The sequence below is a fragment of the Brevundimonas sp. genome (assembly GCF_029946145.1).
In the GTDB taxonomy this organism is placed as follows: Bacteria; Pseudomonadota; Alphaproteobacteria; order Caulobacterales; family Caulobacteraceae; genus Brevundimonas.
Genome location: NZ_JAQSDY010000017.1, coordinates 1 through 15,851, shown reverse-complemented (window position 1 = coordinate 15,851; position 15,851 = coordinate 1). Strand labels below are relative to the sequence as shown.

Genomic DNA, 15,851 nt, shown 5'->3' with positions numbered 1-15,851 from the left:
TATCGGGGCATGCCCGACCGTACCGCGTCCGCCTCCTCCGACATCCTGCCTGAACTGGTCGCCGCCGCGCTGAGGGCGGGCGCCGACGCCGCCGAAGCCGTCTCGGCCGAGCGCGCCTCCCTGTCCATCGGCGTCCGCAACGGCGCCCTCGAGGACGTCGAGCGCGAGGAAAGCCGCGACCTGGGCCTGCGCGTCTTCATCGGCACACGCCAGGCGACGGTCTCGGCCTCGGATCTGTCCGACGCGACTCGCGCCCGGCTGGTCGAGCGAGCCGTGGCCATGGCCCGTCTCGCCCCGGAAGACCCCTGGGCTGGCCTCGCCCCGCAGGACCGTCTGGCCCGCGGTCCCTTCCCGGACCTCGATCTGTATGACCCGGCCGAACGCAGCGCCGCCCAGCTGGAGGCCGTCGCCACGGAAGCCGAAGCGGCCGCCCTCGCTGTCCCCGGCGTGGCGAAATCCGAAGGCGGCCACGCCTCGGCCTCGTCCAGCCGGTGGCGGCTGGTGACCTCGCACGGCTTCGACGGCGCCTATCACGGCTCGGCCTTCTCGCTGGGCGTCGGCGTCATCGCCGAGAAGGACGGCGCCATGGAGCGCGGCGGCGAGAACCGCGCGGTGCGCCACCTGTCCGACCTGCCCGCCGCCGAGACCATCGGCGCCGAGGCCGGACGGCGCGCCGTCGCCCGCACCGGCCCGCGCAAGATCGCCTCGACCACCGCGCCCGTGATCTTCGAGAACCGCGTCGCCGGCCAGGTTCTGTCGCCGCTTCTGGGCGCCGTGTCCGGCCCGTCGGTCGCGCGCGGCGCCTCCTTCCTCAAGGACCGGCTGGGCCAGCGGGTTCTGCCGGCCGGCGTCAACCTCATCGACGATCCCTTCCGCCCGCGCGGCCTCGGCTCGACCCCTTTCGACGACGAGGGCGTCGCCGTCACGCGCCAATCAATCATTGACGACGGCCTTCTGACCACCTGGCTGTTGAACAGCGCCGCCGCGGCCCAGCTGGGGATGGCCTCGACCGGCCATGCCTCGCGCGGCCTCGCCGGCCCGCCCGGAGTGGCGACCCACAACCTGCATCTGGAGCCGGGCGAGGTCGATCTGGCCGGCCTGATGGGCGAGGCCGGAACCGGCCTGCTGGTCACCTCCATGTTCGGCCCGTCGCTGAACGCCCACACCGGCGACTGGTCGGCGGGGGTTTCAGGCTTCTGGTTCGAGAACGGGGAAATCGCCTGGCCGGTCAACGAGGTCACCGTCGCGGGCAAGCTGCTGGACCTCTACGCCCGGATGCAGCGTGGTTCGGACCTGGAGTTCCGCAGCTCCTTCAACAGCCCGTCCCTGCTGTTCGACGGCGTCGCCATCGCCGGCAAATGACCGACCTCGCGACCGACCTGGCCCTGATCCGCGACGCGGCCCTCGCCGCCGGCGAACTGGCGCTGTCGGAACGCGACGCGGGGCTGAAGATCTGGTCCAAGTCCGGCGGCTCGCCCGTCACCTCGGCCGACATGGCTGTGGACGCCCTGCTGAAGGACGCCCTCCTCCCGGCCCGCCCCGACCACGGCTGGCTGTCGGAGGAAACCACCGACACCGAGGCCCGCCTCTCGAAGCGCCGCCTGTTCGTGGCCGATCCCATCGACGGCACCGTCGCCTATATGAAGGGCAAGCCGTGGTGGTGCATTCCCATCGCCATCGTCGAGGACGGCCAGCCCGTCGCCGCCGTCATCCACGCCCCGGCGCTGGGCGAGACCTTCACCGCCATCCGGGGCGGCGGCGCCTTCCTCAACGGCCGGCCGATCATCGCCTCCGACACCACCGATCTGGACGACGCTTCGGTCCTGGCCGACGCCCGGCTGATGGAGGGGCCGCACTGGCCCGAGCCCTGGCCCGTCATGCGGTACGAGAAGCGCAACGCCATCGCCTACCGCATGGCCCTGGTCGCGGCCGGGGCTTTCGACGCCGCCATCGCCCTGACCCCCAAATGGGACTGGGACGTCTGCGCCGGCGCCCTGATCGTCGAGGAGGCGGGCGGCCGTGTCAGCGATCATCATGGGGGTCCGTGGCGCTTCAACCAGTTCGATCCGCGTCAGAACAGCCTGATCTGCAGCGCTCCGGCGCTTCACCCGTTGATCGTGCGCCGCACAGCGCCTATTCCGCTCGCGCCCCGCCAGACCGACCGGACCCCCTGATGACCACCGAAACCAACGCCCCCCAGCTGCTGCACCTCGTCATCGGCGGAGAGCTGCGCCACCTCGACGCCCCGGTGTTCCGCGATCTGTCCAAGGTCGAGTTCGTCGGCGCCTTCCCCAACTACGAGGAAGCCCGCAAGGCTTGGAAGGCCCGGGCCCAGGCCACGGTCGACAACGCCCACATGCGGTATTTCATCCTGCACGCCCACCGGATGATCGACCCGCGCGGCGACGACCACGCCCACTGAGCGGGAACTCCCCCTCGGTTTGAGGCGCTTTCAGGCGTATATCGCCAAGCCTGAAAGCGGAGAGATCCCATGACTCCCATCCTGATCGTCCTGGTCCTCATCGGCATCGGCGTCGCTGTCGCCATCTGGGCCACCCGTCGCAAGTCCGAAGCCCCGCGCATCGGCCCCCAGGAGGGCGACACGGCCTGGAACGACCCCGTCACCCCCGGAGAGCCGGCCCGACCGGGTCCGCGCGCCGACACCTTCGCCGACGCGCCCCCGGTCCGCGACCTGCCCCGCGATCCGCAGCCATGACCCTGTTCGGACGCACCCTTGAAGGTCAGGAGATCGCCTCCCTGGTCTCGCTGCTGCTGGTTCTGGTTCTCTGGGTCGGCGTCTGGCGCGGCGAGCGCGACTGGACCCGCTGGTTCCGCAGTTGGGAAGCCGGTCGCAAGTCGCGGCGCGACGCCGAACGGGCCGCGGAAAATGGTCGTGACGGCCCTGCGCCGCCCGGTCCCTGGAGCTGAGGCCTACTCCCGCTTCAGCAGCTTCTCGGTCAGGATCGTGCCCCACCATCCGGCCTTGAACTCGGCCCGGATCGCCTTGGGGTCATAGGCGTCGCTGTCGACCCAGTCGATGAAGCTGACCCCCGTCGGCTCGACCTCTTTCAGGTATTTCTCCAGCGTAAAGTCCAGCACGCCCGTCAGCCCCTCGCGGTGGTGCAGGTACTTCTTCGACAGCTGGTCGATGGCTGTGCTGATCGGCTCGCCCAGATGGAAGTGGCGATAGAAGACCGCCATCATCCCCGCCCGGTCCGCCCCCGACTTGCAGTGGATCAGCACCGGATATCTGATCGTCCGGAACAGCTCCCGCGCCCTGTGCACCCGGTCCTTCTGCGGCGGATCGCGCGAGTCCAGCGGCGCGTCGATCAGGGTCAGGCCCAGCCGTTCGCAGGCCTCCTTCTCCAGCGTATAATAGGCCTCGTCCCGGGCGCCGCGCAGGTTGATGACCGTCTTGATCCCCCGTGACTTCCAGTACGCCAGCTGCCTCGGCGACGGCTGGTTGGTCCGCACCAGATCGGGGCCCAGCCAGTGGGCGTTCATGAACCACCGCCTGAGGAAGGCGTGATCCTTCCAGACATAGTCCCACCGCGCCTTGAACCGGCCGGCCGGGGTGGTGAGATCGTAACGGGGCATGGGGTGGAGATAGTCGTTTAACGGGAGGGCGTCACCAGCAGGGTATCCTCGCTGGTCAACATCGGCGGCCCCAGATTCTCCACCCCGCCGTCGGGCCGCAGGCGGAATCGGCCTCCGCCATAGCCGGTGGCACCCGAAGCGATCATCACCTCGTAGATGACCCCCGCTCGCAGAGGCTTGGCCGCGACCTCGCTGGATATTCCGGTTCCGGCGGAATCCTCGCCTTTCAGGGCCTCTCCGTAGAACAGAGGGAAGCGGTCGGTGCACCCATACCCGCCCTGATCGGCCCAAGCGAAGGCCGTCCGCATCCACGCGTCGTACGTAGCCGCCACCGGTGCGCCCTCATCCCGAACCATGACCCGACTGACGCATTCCGGCTTGGCGCCCCGTGGTCCCGGGACGAACGCGAGACGGCCGTCGATGATCACCGCCTGCACATCGAAACCATAGGAACAGCCGCTGAGGCCGAGCAGGCAGATCAGGGCCAGCGTGCGGAAGGTTCGCATTCGTCGAGCCTGCCCTCGCGCTGCTGCAATCACAAGCGCCTCCCCGCTTGACTTCCCCCCCGCGCCGTCCGACCTCGGACCAATGACGCCGCCCGCCCCCGCCGCCGACGAGAAGGAGCCCCTTCGCCCCCTGCTGGCGCGGATCTGGCGCGACTATCTCTCGCACCACCGGACGCCGCTGTTTCTGTCGATGCTGTGCGCCGCCGTGGCCGGCGGTCTGTCCGCGGCCACGCTGAAGCTGCTGGAACCCGCCATCAACGGCCTGTTCCTGCAGACCGACACGCCGATCAGGCTGTGGGGCCTGATCGACATCCCGCCCGGACAGGCCCTGGTCTACATCCCCGCCGCCATCGTCCTGGTCGCCATCGTCTGGACCGCCGCCTCGCTGGGGCAGGCCGCCCTCGTCAACCGGCTCGGCCACGGCATCGTCGGCGACATCCAGGTGCGGCTGTTCGGGGCCATGATCCGGGCCGACCTGGCCCGGCTGCGCAGCCAGCACAGCGGCAGCTTCGTCTCCTCGGTCCTGTTCGACGCCAATCTGGTGCGCGAGGCCTTCACCAACGGCGTCGTCAACTACACCCAGCATAGCCTGACCCTGGTCTTCGTCATCGCCGCCATGGCCCTGATCGACTGGCAGCTGACCGCCATCGTCCTGCTGGGCGTGCCCCTCATCACCCTGATCCTGCGCCGCTTCTCGAAGCGCACGCGCAAGGCCACCACCGGGGCGATGAAGGAGACCGAGAACCTCTCCACCGCCCTGATGGAAAACCTCGACGGCGTCCGTCTGATCAAGATCGAGAACCGCGAGGCGGCCGAGCAGGCCCGCGTCGGCGAGGTCGTCTCGCGCCGCCAGCGCCACGTCATCAAATCCGCCGACAGCCGCGCCTTCGCCGGCCCCTTCTCCAACCTCGTCGCCATGATCGTGGTCGCCGCCGTCATGGCCTACGCCGGCTGGCGCGCGCGCGACGGGGCCATGAGCGTGGGCGCCTTCGCCGCCTTCATCGGCCTGCTGATGGCCGCCGGCCAGTCGCTGCGGCAGGTGACCAATCTCCAGACCGTCATGACCGAGGGCCTGACCGCCGCCCGCCGCCTGTTCGCCGCCCTCGACATCCAGCCCGAGATCCGCGAGACGCCCGACGCCGCGCCGTTCGGACACGGCCCGACCACCGTGGCCTTCGACCATGTGTCCTTCGCCTATGGGCCGGCCTCCGACGGCGTGGCGCCGACCCTGTCGGACGTCAGCCTGACCGTCGCCCCCGGCGAGACCGTCGCCCTCGTCGGCCCGTCGGGCGGCGGCAAGTCGACGATCCTGAGCCTGCTGCCGCGCTTCTATGACGTTACCGGCGGCGCCGTGACCCTGAACGGCCGCGATATCCGTGAACTGAAGCTGCACGACCTGCGCGCCTCCATCGCCCTGGTGACGCAGGAGCCCTTCCTGTTCGACGACACCGTCGCCGCCAACATCGCCTACGGCCGCCACGGCGCCACGGCCGAGGACATCGTCGCGGCGGCCCAGGCCGCCGCCGCCCATGACTTCATCACCGCCCTGCCCGAAGGCTATGCGACCCGCGCCGGCGAGGCCGGCCTGCGCCTGTCCGGCGGCCAGCGCCAGCGCATCGCCATTGCCCGCGCCTTCCTCAAGGACGCCCCCATCCTGCTGCTCGACGAGGCCACCTCGGCCCTCGACACCGAGAGCGAGGCGCTGGTCCAGGCCGCCCTCGAACGCCTGATGCAGGGCCGCGCCACCCTGATGATCGCCCACCGCCTGTCGACCGTGCGCAACGCCGACCGCATCCATGTGATCGAGGCCGGCCGGGTGGTCGAAACCGGGTCCCACGCCGCGCTGGTCAGGAAGGGCGGCCTCTATTCCCGGCTGGCGAAGCAGCAATCGCTGGACGGCGACCCGGTCACGGTCGCGACGGTGTCATGAGACCCCTCCGCAACCCCGTCATCCAGGCCATCCTCGCCTGGGCCCTGGCCCAATGGATGCGCTTCTGCTTCGCCACCATCCGCTGGACGCATCACAACCAGATCGTCGCCGAAAAGGTCTGGGCCGACGGCGGCGGCGTGCTGTGCGCCTTCTGGCATTCGCGCATCGGCCTCAGCCCCGCCTGCTGGCCGCTGGACCGCGCCCAGCCCGCCAAGGCCCTGATCTCCCTCAGCCCCGACGGCCAGTTCATCGCCAAGGCGGTGGCCCTGCAGGGCATACCCGCCATCCGCGGTTCATCCTCGAACAAGGACAAGGCCGACCGCGCCAAGGGTGGCTCCCAGGCCCTGCGCGACGGCCTGCGCCAGCTGAAGGTCGGAGCCCTGGCCATCACCCCTGACGGCCCGCGCGGCCCGATGCGGGAAATGGCCGAGGGCCTGCCGTTGATGGCCAGATTGTCGAAGGCGCCCGTGCTGTTCATCGGCATGTCCTGCAACCCGGCGATCCGGCTCAACAGCTGGGACCGCGCCATCCTGCCCCTGCCGTTCGGACGCGGCGCCATCGTCTGGGACGTCGACCGCTATCCCGAGGGCGCCGAACTGGCTGACGTCGCCCGCGCCTGGACCGAACGGCTGACCGCCGTCGAGGCCGCCGCCGACGCTCTCGTCGGCCTGGAGCGCGTCTGAGGTGAGCCCCGCCCTGATCGTCTACCGCCTGCTGACCCGGATGCTGGAGCCGCTGGCCCCGCGCCTGCTCGACGCCCGCGTCAAACAGGGCAAGGAAGACCCGGCCCGGGTCGACGAACGGCTCGGCCTGACGGGGGTCGCGCGGCCCGCCGGCGACCTCGTCTGGCTGCATGGCGTCAGCGTCGGGGAGACCCTGTCGCTGCTGCCCGTGATCGACCGCCTGCGGCAGGCGCGGCCCGATCTCACCGTCCTGGTCACATCCGGCACCCTGACCTCCGCCACCCTCCTGGCGCGCCGCCTGCCGCCCGGCGTCATCCACCAGTTCGCCCCCGTCGACGCCCCCGGAGCCGTCACCGCCTTCCTCGACCACTGGAAGCCGTGTGCGGCCGTCTTCGTCGAGAGCGAGCTGTGGCCCAACCTGATCCTGGACGCCCGCAAACGCGGTGTGAAACTGGTTCTGGCCAGCGCCCGCATCACGGAAAAGACCGTCGAGGGCTGGCGCCGCTTCCCCGGGGCGGTGCGGGAAATCCTGTCCGCCTTCGACCGCGTCCTGCCGCAGGACGAAACTTCCGCCGGACGGCTGGAAAGCCTCGGCGCCCGCATCGACGGCCATGTGAATCTGAAGCTTTCCGGCGAGGCCCCGCCGCACGACCCCGCCGCCTTCACCCGTCTCAGCGCCGCCATCGGCGACCGGCCCGTGGTCGTCGCCGCCAGCACCCATGACGGCGAGGAGATCGCCCTCGTCCGCGCCCTGGACAAACTGGCCGACCGGCTGTGCCTGATCCTCGTCCCCCGCCATCCCGAACGCACCCCCGCCATCGCCGCCGCCCTGAACCGCGACGGCTACCGCTTCGCCCTGCGCTCGCAGGGGCGCGAACTGGATCGCGACACCGACCTCTATGTCGCCGACACCCTGGGCGAGATGGGTCTGTTCCTGCGGCTGGCCGATGTCGTGGTCATGGGCGGCTCGTTCTCCGCCGCTCTGGAGAAGCCCCCGGTTGGCGGCCACAATCCGCTGGAGCCAGCGCGGCTCGGCAAGCCCGCCGTCACCGGCCCCGACATGACGAACTGGGCCGCCGTCACCGACGCCCTCGTGGCCGCCGGCGGTCTCACGGTCGTCCAGGCGCCATGGGACCTGCCCGCCGTCATCGCCCCCCTGCTGGCCGACGACGCCGAGGCCAAACGCATGGGCGAACGCGGCCGCCGCGCCGCCGCCGAGGCCGGCTCGGGTCTGGACCGGCTGTGGGACATGGTCGAACCCCTGCTGCCCCGCGCTGCGCCACGAGGCCGCCGATGAAGCTGAACACCCCGCGCTGGTGGTACACCCGCGACGCCCGCCACGGCGCCGTGGCCCGCACCCTGCTCACGCCACTGTCGTGGATATGGTCCGCGGCCACGGCCCGCCGCATCGCCCGCGCCACGCCGGTCGATCCGGGCGTGGCGGTGATCTCGGTCGGCAACCTGACCGTCGGCGGCTCGGGCAAGACTCCGGTCACCCGAGAGGCCATCCGCCTGCTGCACGAGGCCGGCGTCAACGCCCATGGCCTTTCGCGCGGCTATGGCGGATCGCTGCGCGAGCCGACCCGCGTCGACGCCGCGATACATACCGCTGCCGATGTCGGCGACGAGCCCCTGATGCTGGCCCTCGGCGGCCCGACCTGGATCGCCCATGACCGCGTCGCCGGTGCCCGCGCCGCGGCGGCGGCCGGCGCCCAGGTCATGGTCCTCGACGACGCCCACCAGAACCCGACCCTGAGCAAGACCCTCAGCCTCGTCGTCGTCGACGGCGAGACCCGGGACGACGAATGGCCCTTCGGCGACGGTTCGGTGTTTCCCTCCGGTCCGATGCGCGAGAAGCTGCGGCACGGCCTGGCCCGCGCCGACGCCGTGGTCGTCCTGCTGCCCGCGGACGCCCCGGCCGCCGATCCCGAACTGCTCGCGGCCTTCGGCGACCTGCCGGTCCATATCGCCCGGCTCACGCCCGCCGCGCCGCCGCCCAGGGGGCCGATCGTCGCCTTCGCCGGCATCGCCAAGCCGTGGAAGGTCGAACGCGCCCTCGACGCCGCCGGCGCCCAGCTGGTGGATTTCGCCCCCTTCCCCGATCACGCCGCCTTCCGCGAGGCCGACCTGGCCTTCCTCGCCGACCGCGCCTCCCATTTCAAAGCCCGGCTGGTCACCACCGAAAAGGATTGGTTTCGCCTGCCGCCCGCCTGGCGGACCCGGGTACTGTCGTGGCCGGTCAAGGCCACGTTCGAGGATGAGGCCGCCTTCCAGCGGCTGCTGCTGGGCGCGGTCCGGGCCTATTCCGCCCGGTAGACGATCCCGCCCCGCATCACGAAGCGCACCCGCTCCAGCTCGGTGACGTCACTCAACGGGTCCCCCGACACGGCGACCAGATCCGCCGGCATCCCCGCCGCGATCCGGCCCGCCTCGTTCGAAATCCGCAGGTGGGCCGCCGCTCCGACCGTCGCCGATTCGATCGCCTCAAGCGGCGTCATCCCGGCGCGCACCAGCAGGGCGAACTCCTGGGCGTTGTCGCCGTGTGCGGAAACCCCCGAGTCGGTGCCGAACGCGATCCGCACCCCGCCCTCATGCGCCCGCCGCGCCATGTCCAGCATCTTGGGCCCGGCCTCCAGCGCCTTGGCCGTCTGCGCCGGAGTGAAGAAATTGTCCGGCCCCGAGGCGATGCGGGCGACATAGTCCCCGGCCAGCAGGGTGGGGACCAGCCACACGCCGTCCCGGCGCATCAGCCGGATCGACTCGTCGTCCAGATATGTGCCGTGCTCGATCGAGTCGCCGCCGGCGCGCAGGAAGCTGTTGATCCCGTCCGCTCCGTGGGCGTGGGCCGTGACCTGCCGCCCCATCCGGTGCGCGGCGCCGACGATGGCCGACAGTTCCTCGTCCGAGAACTGCTGACCCAGGCCCGCCGCCGTGTTCGACAGCACCCCGCCAGTCGCCGTGATCTTGATGATGTCGGCCCCTGAGCGGACCTGCAACCGCACCGCCCGCATGCAGTCGTCCACCCCCGAGCAGACGCTCTCGTCCGACAGGAGGTGCATGACATCCTCCCGGTAGCCATTGATGTCGCCGTGGCCGCCATGAACCGACACGGCCGACCCCGCCGCGATGATGCGGGGTCCCGGCACGTCGCCGCGCCGCACGGCGTCCCTCAGGGCGAAGATGGATTCATTGGTCGCCCCCAGATCGGCCACCGTGGTGAAACCGGCCATCAGGGTCCGACGGGCGTAACGGGCGCCGACCATGGCCTGTTCGGAATCGGACTGGGTCACTGTCTCCAGCCGCCCGTTCGGGTTCTGCTCGCCGGTCAGGTGCACATGGCTGTCGATCATGCCGGGCAGCACGAAAGAGTCGCGCAGGTCCACGATCCGGCCCTCGCCGACAAAGCCGTCGCGCACCTCGACGACCTGGTTCCCCCTGATCACGAGAGTTTTATCGCGCTGCACAACGCCGGTCGCCGGATCGGCCAGAAGCCGCCCGATCTGCACGAACGTTGTTCCCTCCGCAGGAGAAACCGGCGCGATGGCGGGCGTTTGCGCCGCAACGCTGGTGGCCATCAAGACGGCCGCGGCCGCCAGCAAAGATGTGATCGACTTCACGAAACTCTCCCCCAAACAGGAGTCCACCTTAGACCTCGGAGCGATTTCGCCAAGGCGCAGGTTGATCCCGCCGTTACGAACTGAAACAAGCTGTCACTTCCGAAATATGCGAGGGGCGTCGCATGCGGCTAGCGAGACGTGGATTCATCCTTGGCGGCGCCGCGCTTCTGTCGGGCTGCGCCACGGCGTCGGCCGCCACGCAGACCGCGGCGTTCCGGCCGCTGCCGGGCCTGGCCCGGACCCAGGTTCCGACCATCGCGATCTCGCAACCGCCCGAGGTCATCACGGCCGAGCTGAACACCACCCGCCCGCTCGATCCGCGCGGCCAGATCCGCAAGGAGCTGATGGACCGCGCCGTCTCCGCCCTCGACATCCACAAGGACAGGATCACCCAGCGCGACCGGATGTACCTGGTCGACTTCCAGAAATTCTCGGGCGACGAGCGTCTTTACGAGGTCGACCTGCACGGCGGCGCCGTCACCCTGATGCGCACCAGCCACGGCCGCGGCTCCGACCCGACCCATACCGGCTTCGCCCGCAATTTCGGCAACACCCCTGACAGCTACATGTCCTCGGTCGGCGCCTTCGCCACCGCCGGCGCCGGATTCGGCGCCCAGCAGGGTCCCAACGTCCTGCTGGACGGGCTGGAATATTCCAACGACCGCGCCCGCGAACGCGCCATCATCATCCATGGCGCCGACTACGCCGACCCGGACTTCCTCGCCCGCGAAGGCAAGCTGGGCCGCAGTTACGGCTGCTTCTCGGTCGCCCACGCCGACCTGCCGCGCCTGCGCGAGCGCATGGGCGAAGGCCGGCTGCTGTTCGCCTGGGCCTGAGTCCGGTCTACTTGAGCACGGCCAGCAGCACGGCCACCCAGTGGACGGCGGCGGCCACCACGACATGGCCGTGCCAGATCGCGCGCCGGTAACGCATGGCCTTGTTGGCGTAGAAGATCACGCCGACGGAATACAGCACGCCTCCGACCGCCATCAGGATCAACGGAGCCAGCCCCAGGCTCTGCATGATCGGCTGGATGGCGATCACCATCAGCCAGCCCAGCGCCAGATAGACGGCGATCCAGAACCCCTTGCCCAGCCCCGGCAGGAACAGCTTGGCGAGGGCGGCGAAGACGGCCGTGGCCCATACCGCCGACGTCATCCCCCACGCCCAGGCCCCGGTAAGATGCTGGGTCGTGAACGGCGTGTAGGATCCGGCGATCATTAGGAATATGCCCGCGTGGTCGAACCGCCGCAGCAGCGGCTGGAACCGCGGCGCGGCGAAATTATAGGCCGTGGACAGCCCGAGCATGGTCAACAGGCCGACGGCGTAGATCGCCGCCGCCGTCAGCCGCCCGACATGGCCGTAACCGATCGCCAGCCCCAGCAGCATCCCCCCGCCGACCAGGGCCAGGGCCAGTCCGGTCAGGTGGACGATCAGGTCGGCGAGCCGCTCCTTGCCGTCGCGATAGTGGCTCGGCGGCTCGGGCGGCAGGACCTCCGGCACGCGTTCAGCTCCCACCGTCCCGCTCCAGCGCGCGCCAGCCGATGTCGGTGCGATGGAAACCGCCCGGCCAGTCGATCTTCTTCACCGCCGCATAGGCCCGCTCGCGCGCCTGGGCGATGTCCTTGCCGCGCGCGCAGACGTTCAGCACGCGGCCGCCCGCCGCCGCCAGCTGCCGGTCCGCCCGCCGCCTCGTGCCCGCGTGGAACACCTGGACGTGTGGGCCGAAGTCCTGCTCGGCCCCGCGGATGATCGACCCCTCCAGCGGACTGTCGGGATAGCCCGAAGCCGCCAGCACCACGCAGATCACGGTGTCCGGGCTGAACTCCGGCATCCGCGCCCGGGTCAGATCGCCCCGCGCGCACGCCAGCAGCAGGGGCACGATATCCCCGTCCAGCCGCATCATCAGCACCTGGCATTCCGGATCGCCGAACCGGGCGTTGAACTCGACCACCTTGGGGCCCTGTTCGGTCGCCATCAGCCCGGCGTACAGGACCCCGCGATAGGGCGCGCCCTCGGCCGCCATCGCCGCCACCACCGGCTGGACGATCAGCCGGTCCGCCGCCTCGACCAGCTCCGGCGTGAACACCGGCGCGGGCGAATAGCTGCCCATGCCGCCCGTGTTCGGACCCAGGTCGCCGTCATAGGCCCGTTTGTGGTCCTGCGCCCCGCCCAGCAGCACGGCGCGCTGGCCGTCGCAGACCGCGAACAGCGAGCCTTCCTCGCCGTCCATGAACTCCTCGATCACGACCCGGGCGCCCGCCGTGCCGAAACGGCCGCCCAGCATCCGCTCGATCTCGGCCTCGGCCTCGCGCTTGTTGGGGCTGATGGCGACGCCCTTGCCGGCGGCCAGTCCGTCGGCCTTGATCACATAGGGCGGCTTGAACACCGTCAGCGCCTGCCGCGCCTCGTGCAGCCGCTCATAGACGCCGTAGCCGGCGGTCGGAATCTCGTGCCGCTCCATGAAGGCCTTGGAGAAGGCCTTGGAGGTTTCCAGCTGCGCCGCCTTTTTGGTCGGCCCGAAACAGGGGATGCCCGCGGTGGCCAGCCGGTCGGCCAGTCCGGCCTCCAGCGCCGTCTCCGGCCCGACCACGACCAGATCAGCCTTCATCTCGCGCGCCAGCGCCGCCAGACCGTCGGCGTCCGTGACCTTCAGCGGGGCCAATTCACCCAGCTTTTCCATGCCCGGGTTGCCCGGCGCGATGACCAGACGCCGCAGCAGCGGCGACTGGGCGATCTTCCACGCCAGGGCGTGCTCTCGCCCGCCCGATCCGACCAGCAGGATATTCATGCGCGGGCAATGACCGCACCTGCGGGAGCGGTCAAGTCACGCATGCCTGTCAGACCATCGCCGAGATCACATAGACCGCCGTGCCCAGCAGAAAGATCACGCCGATGATCAGCCACGGACGAATCGCCGGCCCGCCACTGCGCCGTTCCAGACCGCTTTCGCGGGGATCCTGGTCGGCTGGGTCGGTGTCGCAGGGGTCCGCCATAGGGCGGCAACGGCGCAGGCGGGCGGGGGTTCCAACGCTATTGCGGGCCGGGGTTTTGCAACTACCCTCGCCGAATGAGCATCCCTCCCTTCCATGAGCTTTATCCCCGCTCCCCCGCCTTTCTGGAACTCCAGCCGCTGCGCATCCCCGTCGGATGGAAGATCGGCTGGAATGATCTCAATGTGGGGATGGCCGCAGATCTGGGCGGGATCGGCGGCTCAACGGTCTTCCATGCGCGGCACGAGGGCCGCCGCTTCGGCATCGACATCGGTTTCCGACCAGAGTTCGATCCCGACGGCGCATTTCATCTCGAGGTCCGGTATCAGCCCTGGCCCCGCGCTGAACGGGGGCGCCGGCGCCAGGACGCACCCTTGGCCTTCGGCCCCGACGCCGAGACCGTCCATGAATTCGAGACCCGTTCATATCCAGCCCTGGTCGCGGAACTGGAGCACTGGATCGCCCGCTGCACCGTGTGGCAACGCGAAGGACATTAGCGGCGGAGAACATCTTGTCGAAGGAGACCGGGATGGAAAAATTCACTGGCGGATGCCTGTGCGGCGCCGTCCGGATCGTGGCGTCGGGACGCCCGCACCGGGTCGGCCTTTGCCACTGTCTCGACTGCCGCAAGCATCACGGGGCCCTGTTCCAGGCGTCCGCGATATTCCCCCGGGACGCGGTGACCATCGAGGGCGAGACACGAGACTACGCCGGCCGGTTCTTCTGTCCCCGCTGCGGCTCGTCCGTTTTCGCGCGCACCGCCGACGAAATCGAGGTGAACCTGGGATCCCTCGACGCCCCTGACCAGCTGACGCCGACCTATGAAGGCTGGATCGTTCGCCGTGAGGCCTGGCTACCTCCGTTTCCGCTCACGAGGCGGTATGAGCGCGATCATGATCCGAGGGACCGCTTCGACTCCTAGGCCTACCCGGCCTTGAGCTCGACGACCGCCCGGGCCAGGCGCTGATACAGCCTGCGGCGGCGGGCCAGCGGCCACCAGTCGTACAGAAAGATCTGGATCGGGCGCCAGTTGGCGACCCAGCCGAGGATGATCAGGCCCTCGTCGAAGAATCTGCCCACATAGCCCTCTCCGACCCGGCTGCTGACTTCCGCCCCCAGGGCGACGCACAGGGCCAGCACCGTCAGGCCGATGGCGAGCGAGGCGCGGCCCACGCGGAACAGCTCGTTCAGTTCCCAGCCGGCGACCTCGGCGCGATAGGCGAAATAGTTGCGTATCGCGTCACCGATATGCCCGGCCTCCTCGCGCCGGGTCTCCTCGGCCGGCAGATGGACCAGGATGCGGACCGGAGCCGACCCGCCCTGTTCGCGCGCCCAGGCGACCACATATTCCTCTACCGCGGCGTCCAGATCGCGCTCGCGGAACGGCAGCGGATCCAGGGACTGGAACAGCTGGCCGATGTCGCGGATCTTGAGTTCGATCGGCCGGCCTCCCGGGCGAGCGGACCCGCCCTGGTCCGCTACGCCCCGGCTCTGTTGCTCCCGCGTCGCCATGGCTTGCTTCAACTCCCTGCGGCCCGGCCCCGCAAACAGGCTACAGAGCCGGCCCCTCAGTGGCGAGGTTGTGAAGCGGATTGTGCTCGCCCGCGGCAGGTCCGATTTCAACCCCTTGCGGACTTGCAGGCCGCCCGGATAACACTGCCGGGATTGAAACCTCCTGAGGTCGCCGTGGGAGTCAGGAACTATCTGATCGAAGGGATTTCGGGCGCGGGCAAGACCGCCGTCGCCGAGGAGCTCGAGCGACGGAACCGGCACGTTGTGCACGGCGACCGCGCCCTGGCCTATCATGGCGATCCGGACACGGGCGAGCCATGGGCTGTTCCCGCCGACGCGCATGACTCCGACGCGGCCAGGCAGCGTCACCAGCGCTGGATCTGGAACGTGGACAAGGTCAGGTCGCTGATCGCCGACCGAAGCCGGCCCGAGACCTTTTTTTGCGGCGGCTCAAGAAACCACGGACGCTACATCGATCTCTTCGACAGGATCTTCGTGCTCGATGTCGATCTTGACACCCTGAAACGGCGCGTTGCCGGAAGAGCGGATGACGAGTTCGGGGCGAAGCCGGCCGAATGGGCGATGCTCGCCGGCCTTCATGCGACGAGAGAGGACATCCCGAAAGGGGCGACGATTGTCGACGGCGCACAGCCCGTCGCCAGCGTCGTCGACGAGATTCTGTCGCACTGCGGGGCGTCGAAAAGTTGACGCGACCAAGGCTGCGCCAAAGCTGGGTGCACTGTCCAGGTCCGTTCCCTCCAAGCCGTTACTGTGGCCGGCGAGGCGTCAGCAGCGTCATTGGCAGGCCGTCGAGCCGGACGCCCGGCTTGGCGAGCTGATGGCTGCTTCCCACCCTCAAGCGACTGTCGGCTACCGACCGAGGCTGTGTGAAAACGCCTCCGGAATGAGCGAATTAGGGTAGCCTTCTGAGGTCAGCAGGAGGCGTTTTCACACAGCCTCGACCCTGTGTGGACGGCTCTCCGTCGGCAAGGGGTAATCGAACTATCTGCAAC

At 69.7% G+C, this 15,851-nt stretch carries 20 protein-coding genes; 13 read left to right on the top strand and 7 right to left on the bottom strand.

Going from position 1 to position 15,851, the window contains the following annotated elements; all coding sequences use genetic code 11:
* Nucleotides 1-9 precede the first annotated feature (9 nt).
* The 5 genes from PSV23_RS07215 to PSV23_RS07195 all read left to right on the top strand — a co-directional run bounded on the left by PSV23_RS07215 (nt 10) and on the right by PSV23_RS07195 (nt 2,928).
* A complete protein-coding gene (locus PSV23_RS07215) occupies nt 10-1,362 on the top strand; it encodes a TldD/PmbA family protein (protein ID WP_300467360.1) in 1,353 nt (450 codons plus the stop codon).
* Complete coding sequence (locus tag PSV23_RS07210) at nt 1,359-2,174, top strand: 3'(2'),5'-bisphosphate nucleotidase CysQ (RefSeq protein ID WP_300467358.1); 816 nt, start codon at nt 1,359-1,361, stop codon at nt 2,172-2,174. Before PSV23_RS07215 ends, PSV23_RS07210 begins: the two co-directional genes overlap by 4 nt.
* A complete protein-coding gene (locus tag PSV23_RS07205) occupies nt 2,174-2,422 on the top strand; it encodes a DUF4170 domain-containing protein (protein ID WP_300467356.1) in 249 nt (82 codons plus the stop codon). The genes PSV23_RS07210 and PSV23_RS07205 overlap by 1 nt, the downstream gene beginning before the upstream one ends.
* A gap of 69 nt (nt 2,423-2,491) precedes the next feature.
* Nucleotides 2,492-2,716: a hypothetical protein gene (locus tag PSV23_RS07200; RefSeq protein WP_300467354.1), complete on the top strand. Its 225-nt coding sequence runs from the start codon at nt 2,492-2,494 to the stop codon at nt 2,714-2,716.
* Nucleotides 2,713-2,928, top strand: a complete 216-nt coding sequence (locus PSV23_RS07195; RefSeq protein ID WP_300467352.1) for a hypothetical protein — start codon at nt 2,713-2,715, stop codon at nt 2,926-2,928. Before PSV23_RS07200 ends, PSV23_RS07195 begins: the two co-directional genes overlap by 4 nt.
* Nucleotides 2,929-2,931: 3 nt before the next feature.
* Here the strand turns inward: PSV23_RS07195 and PSV23_RS07190 are convergent, their stop codons facing one another.
* Both PSV23_RS07190 and PSV23_RS07185 read right to left on the bottom strand, forming a co-directional pair.
* Nucleotides 2,932-3,597 carry a tyrosine-protein phosphatase gene (locus PSV23_RS07190; protein ID WP_300467350.1) on the bottom strand — a complete coding sequence of 222 codons (666 nt, stop codon included), beginning with the start codon at nt 3,595-3,597 and terminating at the stop codon, nt 2,932-2,934.
* Nucleotides 3,598-3,614: 17 nt separating this feature from the next.
* The gene (locus PSV23_RS07185) at nt 3,615-4,103 is read right to left on the bottom strand and encodes a hypothetical protein (protein WP_300467348.1); all 489 of its coding nucleotides are present in this window, start codon (nt 4,101-4,103) and stop codon (nt 3,615-3,617) included.
* An 82-nt stretch (nt 4,104-4,185) separates the two neighbouring features.
* Here PSV23_RS07185 and PSV23_RS07180 point away from each other — a divergent pair, with 82 nt between their 5' ends.
* The 4 genes from PSV23_RS07180 to lpxK are packed head-to-tail and all read left to right on the top strand — an operon-like array spanning nt 4,186 to nt 9,032.
* On the top strand, nt 4,186-6,033 hold the full coding sequence (locus PSV23_RS07180; RefSeq protein ID WP_300467347.1) for an ABC transporter ATP-binding protein: 1,848 nt from the start codon (nt 4,186-4,188) through the stop codon (nt 6,031-6,033).
* On the top strand, nt 6,030-6,716 hold the full coding sequence (locus PSV23_RS07175; protein ID WP_300467345.1) for a lysophospholipid acyltransferase family protein: 687 nt from the start codon (nt 6,030-6,032) through the stop codon (nt 6,714-6,716). The genes PSV23_RS07180 and PSV23_RS07175 overlap by 4 nt, the downstream gene beginning before the upstream one ends.
* A gap of 1 nt (nt 6,717) precedes the next feature.
* Nucleotides 6,718-8,013 (top strand): 3-deoxy-D-manno-octulosonic acid transferase, encoded by a 1,296-nt coding sequence (locus PSV23_RS07170; RefSeq protein ID WP_300467343.1) that lies wholly within the window; start codon nt 6,718-6,720, stop codon nt 8,011-8,013.
* Nucleotides 8,010-9,032: a tetraacyldisaccharide 4'-kinase gene (gene lpxK, locus PSV23_RS07165; RefSeq protein ID WP_300467341.1), complete on the top strand. Its 1,023-nt coding sequence runs from the start codon at nt 8,010-8,012 to the stop codon at nt 9,030-9,032. Before PSV23_RS07170 ends, lpxK begins: the two co-directional genes overlap by 4 nt.
* On the opposite strand, the gene PSV23_RS07160 is transcribed toward lpxK, so the two are convergent.
* On the bottom strand, nt 9,017-10,291 hold the full coding sequence (locus PSV23_RS07160) for an amidohydrolase family protein (RefSeq protein ID WP_300467785.1): 1,275 nt from the start codon (nt 10,289-10,291) through the stop codon (nt 9,017-9,019). The two genes, lpxK and PSV23_RS07160, sit on opposite strands and share 16 nt — an antisense overlap.
* Before the next feature lie 164 nt (nt 10,292-10,455).
* Here PSV23_RS07160 and PSV23_RS07155 point away from each other — a divergent pair, with 164 nt between their 5' ends.
* Nucleotides 10,456-11,169, top strand: a complete 714-nt coding sequence (locus PSV23_RS07155) for a murein L,D-transpeptidase catalytic domain-containing protein (protein ID WP_300467339.1) — start codon at nt 10,456-10,458, stop codon at nt 11,167-11,169.
* A gap of 7 nt (nt 11,170-11,176) precedes the next feature.
* Here the strand turns inward: PSV23_RS07155 and PSV23_RS07150 are convergent, their stop codons facing one another.
* The 3 genes from PSV23_RS07150 to PSV23_RS07140 are packed head-to-tail and all read right to left on the bottom strand — an operon-like array spanning nt 11,177 to nt 13,329.
* A complete protein-coding gene (locus PSV23_RS07150; protein WP_370461012.1) occupies nt 11,177-11,851 on the bottom strand; it encodes a hemolysin III family protein in 675 nt (224 codons plus the stop codon).
* The gene (gene purD / locus PSV23_RS07145; RefSeq protein ID WP_300467337.1) at nt 11,841-13,124 is read right to left on the bottom strand and encodes a phosphoribosylamine--glycine ligase; all 1,284 of its coding nucleotides are present in this window, start codon (nt 13,122-13,124) and stop codon (nt 11,841-11,843) included. The genes PSV23_RS07150 and purD overlap by 11 nt, the downstream gene beginning before the upstream one ends.
* Before the next feature lie 49 nt (nt 13,125-13,173).
* Nucleotides 13,174-13,329 (bottom strand): hypothetical protein, encoded by a 156-nt coding sequence (locus PSV23_RS07140; protein ID WP_300467335.1) that lies wholly within the window; start codon nt 13,327-13,329, stop codon nt 13,174-13,176.
* A 74-nt stretch (nt 13,330-13,403) separates the two neighbouring features.
* Here PSV23_RS07140 and PSV23_RS07135 point away from each other — a divergent pair, with 74 nt between their 5' ends.
* Together PSV23_RS07135 and PSV23_RS07130 are read left to right on the top strand one after the other, a co-directional pair.
* Nucleotides 13,404-13,823: a hypothetical protein gene (locus tag PSV23_RS07135; RefSeq protein ID WP_300467333.1), complete on the top strand. Its 420-nt coding sequence runs from the start codon at nt 13,404-13,406 to the stop codon at nt 13,821-13,823.
* Between the two features lie 32 nt (nt 13,824-13,855).
* Nucleotides 13,856-14,248, top strand: a complete 393-nt coding sequence (locus tag PSV23_RS07130; protein WP_300467331.1) for a GFA family protein — start codon at nt 13,856-13,858, stop codon at nt 14,246-14,248.
* Nucleotides 14,249-14,250: 2 nt separating this feature from the next.
* On the opposite strand, the gene PSV23_RS07125 is transcribed toward PSV23_RS07130, so the two are convergent.
* Nucleotides 14,251-14,838, bottom strand: a complete 588-nt coding sequence (locus PSV23_RS07125) for a hypothetical protein (RefSeq protein ID WP_300467329.1) — start codon at nt 14,836-14,838, stop codon at nt 14,251-14,253.
* A 174-nt stretch (nt 14,839-15,012) separates the two neighbouring features.
* Between PSV23_RS07125 and PSV23_RS07120 the strand changes: the two genes are divergently transcribed.
* Nucleotides 15,013-15,546, top strand: a complete 534-nt coding sequence (locus PSV23_RS07120; protein ID WP_300467327.1) for an AAA family ATPase — start codon at nt 15,013-15,015, stop codon at nt 15,544-15,546.
* Nucleotides 15,547-15,851: the final 305 nt, after the last annotated feature.

What these genes read in the sequence shown, in the direction of transcription:
- PSV23_RS07155 (WP_300467339.1), top strand. Translation starts at nt 10,456, where the DNA reads ATGCGGCTAGCGAGACGTGGATTCATCCTTGGCGGCGCCGCGCTTCTG.
- PSV23_RS07190 (WP_300467350.1), bottom strand. Translation starts at nt 3,597, where the DNA reads ATGCCCCGTTACGATCTCACCACCCCGGCCGGCCGGTTCAAGGCGCGG.
- PSV23_RS07130 (WP_300467331.1), top strand. Translation starts at nt 13,856, where the DNA reads ATGGAAAAATTCACTGGCGGATGCCTGTGCGGCGCCGTCCGGATCGTG.
- PSV23_RS07215 (WP_300467360.1), top strand. Translation starts at nt 10, where the DNA reads ATGCCCGACCGTACCGCGTCCGCCTCCTCCGACATCCTGCCTGAACTG.
- PSV23_RS07195 (WP_300467352.1), top strand. Translation starts at nt 2,713, where the DNA reads ATGACCCTGTTCGGACGCACCCTTGAAGGTCAGGAGATCGCCTCCCTG.
- PSV23_RS07200 (WP_300467354.1), top strand. Translation starts at nt 2,492, where the DNA reads ATGACTCCCATCCTGATCGTCCTGGTCCTCATCGGCATCGGCGTCGCT.
- PSV23_RS07160 (WP_300467785.1), bottom strand. Translation starts at nt 10,291, where the DNA reads ATGGCCACCAGCGTTGCGGCGCAAACGCCCGCCATCGCGCCGGTTTCT.
- purD (WP_300467337.1), bottom strand. Translation starts at nt 13,124, where the DNA reads ATGAATATCCTGCTGGTCGGATCGGGCGGGCGAGAGCACGCCCTGGCG.
- PSV23_RS07210 (WP_300467358.1), top strand. Translation starts at nt 1,359, where the DNA reads ATGACCGACCTCGCGACCGACCTGGCCCTGATCCGCGACGCGGCCCTC.
- PSV23_RS07180 (WP_300467347.1), top strand. Translation starts at nt 4,186, where the DNA reads ATGACGCCGCCCGCCCCCGCCGCCGACGAGAAGGAGCCCCTTCGCCCC.
- PSV23_RS07135 (WP_300467333.1), top strand. Translation starts at nt 13,404, where the DNA reads ATGAGCATCCCTCCCTTCCATGAGCTTTATCCCCGCTCCCCCGCCTTT.
- PSV23_RS07175 (WP_300467345.1), top strand. Translation starts at nt 6,030, where the DNA reads ATGAGACCCCTCCGCAACCCCGTCATCCAGGCCATCCTCGCCTGGGCC.
- PSV23_RS07185 (WP_300467348.1), bottom strand. Translation starts at nt 4,103, where the DNA reads ATGCGAACCTTCCGCACGCTGGCCCTGATCTGCCTGCTCGGCCTCAGC.
- PSV23_RS07205 (WP_300467356.1), top strand. Translation starts at nt 2,174, where the DNA reads ATGACCACCGAAACCAACGCCCCCCAGCTGCTGCACCTCGTCATCGGC.
- PSV23_RS07140 (WP_300467335.1), bottom strand. Translation starts at nt 13,329, where the DNA reads ATGGCGGACCCCTGCGACACCGACCCAGCCGACCAGGATCCCCGCGAA.
- lpxK (WP_300467341.1), top strand. Translation starts at nt 8,010, where the DNA reads ATGAAGCTGAACACCCCGCGCTGGTGGTACACCCGCGACGCCCGCCAC.
- PSV23_RS07125 (WP_300467329.1), bottom strand. Translation starts at nt 14,838, where the DNA reads ATGGCGACGCGGGAGCAACAGAGCCGGGGCGTAGCGGACCAGGGCGGG.